Source organism: Mesorhizobium sp. M7D.F.Ca.US.004.03.1.1, assembly GCF_003998635.1.
In the GTDB taxonomy this organism is placed as follows: domain Bacteria; phylum Pseudomonadota; class Alphaproteobacteria; order Rhizobiales; family Rhizobiaceae; genus Mesorhizobium; species Mesorhizobium loti.
This window is the reverse complement of the sequence record NZ_RZQG01001148.1, coordinates 1-1,661: the sequence shown is the minus strand read 5'-3', so window position 1 is coordinate 1,661 and position 1,661 is coordinate 1. Positions and strand designations below refer to the sequence as shown.

The 1,661-nt window shown below is 63.5% G+C and carries 2 protein-coding genes and 1 tRNA gene; 2 read left to right on the top strand and 1 reads right to left on the bottom strand.

The annotated features are described in order from the left end of the window. A partial coding sequence (locus tag EN935_RS34945) for a ribose-5-phosphate isomerase A (RefSeq protein ID WP_206534650.1) occupies positions 1 to 274 on the bottom strand: 274 nt, incomplete at its 3' end. A 377-nt stretch (positions 275 to 651) separates the two neighbouring features. On the opposite strand from EN935_RS34945, the gene EN935_RS34940 reads away from it, so the two are divergent. Next, positions 652 to 1,335: a phosphoglycolate phosphatase gene (locus tag EN935_RS34940; RefSeq protein WP_109671251.1), complete on the top strand. Its 684-nt coding sequence runs from the start codon at positions 652 to 654 to the stop codon at positions 1,333 to 1,335. Positions 1,336 to 1,473: 138 nt separating this feature from the next. After that, positions 1,474 to 1,548 (top strand) — tRNA-Val (locus EN935_RS34935). The last annotated feature ends 113 nt before the right edge of the window (positions 1,549 to 1,661 follow it).

The following is a 1,661-nucleotide window of genomic DNA, read 5'->3' as shown; positions in this document are numbered from 1 at the left end:
GTTCCGGATCGACTTCGTCGGCGCCGTCGACGGTGAGATCGAGCTCAGGCGTTTCCTCTAGCGTCGACAGCGGCACGCCGAGCTCACGGCACAGCAACGCGGTGCGCTCCGAGGTCGGCACGCCGATGACGGTCATGCCGGTGGCGACCTTTTCGGCCAGTAGCCGCACGAACTCTTCGGCCGTGGTGCCGGTGCCGATGCCGAGCCGCATGCCGTCGCTCACATGGGCGAGCGCCGCGCGTGCGGCTTCGACCTTCAATTGCCTTGCATCCATGCCGCTTGCTGCCCCGAAACCTGACGTTTTGGGCTCCTAGCATCTTTGCCGGTCTGGTCAAAGCCCTTGGCAGTGGCCTACCGCTGTTGGCGAGAGGCATGTTGTGCACGCGCGGACAATGAGCGCGGGCAGCCATGATAGGAATTTTTTCTTGATCCGGTGACGGCAGCTATGCTACATATTTGTCGATGGTGCTGATTTGCGCCAGCGACCCGCCGCCGTGGCGGGTTTTTCATGTCTGGCGGCTCGCCGCGAAATGTCCAGCTCTTGGGCTGCCTGAGCGAGCTTTGCCAAGCCGGCTTGCCCCCAGTCAGCTTGCCATGACGCGTCGCAGCCTTTATCGCCTCCCCCTTGTACAAATCTGCGCAGGACTGACCATGACCCGACCGATCATCGTCTTCGACCTCGACGGTACGCTGATCGACACAGCGCCGGACCTGCTCGACAGCTTGAACCACAGCCTTGCCGCCAGCGCGCTCGCGGCGGTCGACGAAGCCGGCTTCAGGCGCTTTGTCGGTCACGGCGGCCGCGTGATGATCGAACGGGCGCACGCGGCCCAGCAGCGGTCGCTCGATGTCCAGGAGCACGACCGGCTGCTGAAACTGTTCCTCGACCACTACACGATCAACATCCCCGGCAAATCGCGCCCCTACCCCGGCGTCGTCGAGGCGATCGCGCGCTTCGAAGATGCCGGCTATCTCCTGGCCATCTGCACCAACAAGTACGAGGCCAACTCGCTGGCGCTGATCGAGGCGCTCGGCCTGACCAGGCATTTCGCCGCAATCGCCGGACAGGACACGTTCGCCTTCCGCAAGCCCGACCCGCGCCATCTGATCGAGACCATCAAGCTGGCCGGCGGCGACCCGCATCGCGCGCTGATGGTCGGCGATTCGCAAACCGACATCGACACCGCCAAGGCAGCCGGCATTCCGGTGGTGGCGGTCGATTTCGGCTACACCGACCGCCATGTGCGCGAGTTCGAACCTTCGGCAGTGATCTCGCATTTCGACGCGCTGACGCTCGATCTGGCGCAGAAGCTGATCGCTGCTGCCGGAAACTGACCGGAAAGCGCCGGCGCCGGTCGGAGACGGGGCGGAAAGGACGGCAAATCCGATCCTTGTCGGAACGCCGGACACCGCCTTGACTTCCCCAGCCTGCCTCCCTTATATCGCGGCTCGCTTGGCCTTCGGGCAACGAGCGGGCGATTAGCTCAGCGGGAGAGCACACCCTTCACACGGGTGGGGTCGCAGGTTCAATCCCTGCATCGCCCACCATCTAGCCAACAAGATTGGTTGGATGATTTGGCTTCCATGGAAATCCCTGAAAAAAGCTGACTGGCGCGTGATCAGAAAAGACCGTCGGCGGGTTGGGCTTGTGGTGCAAGATC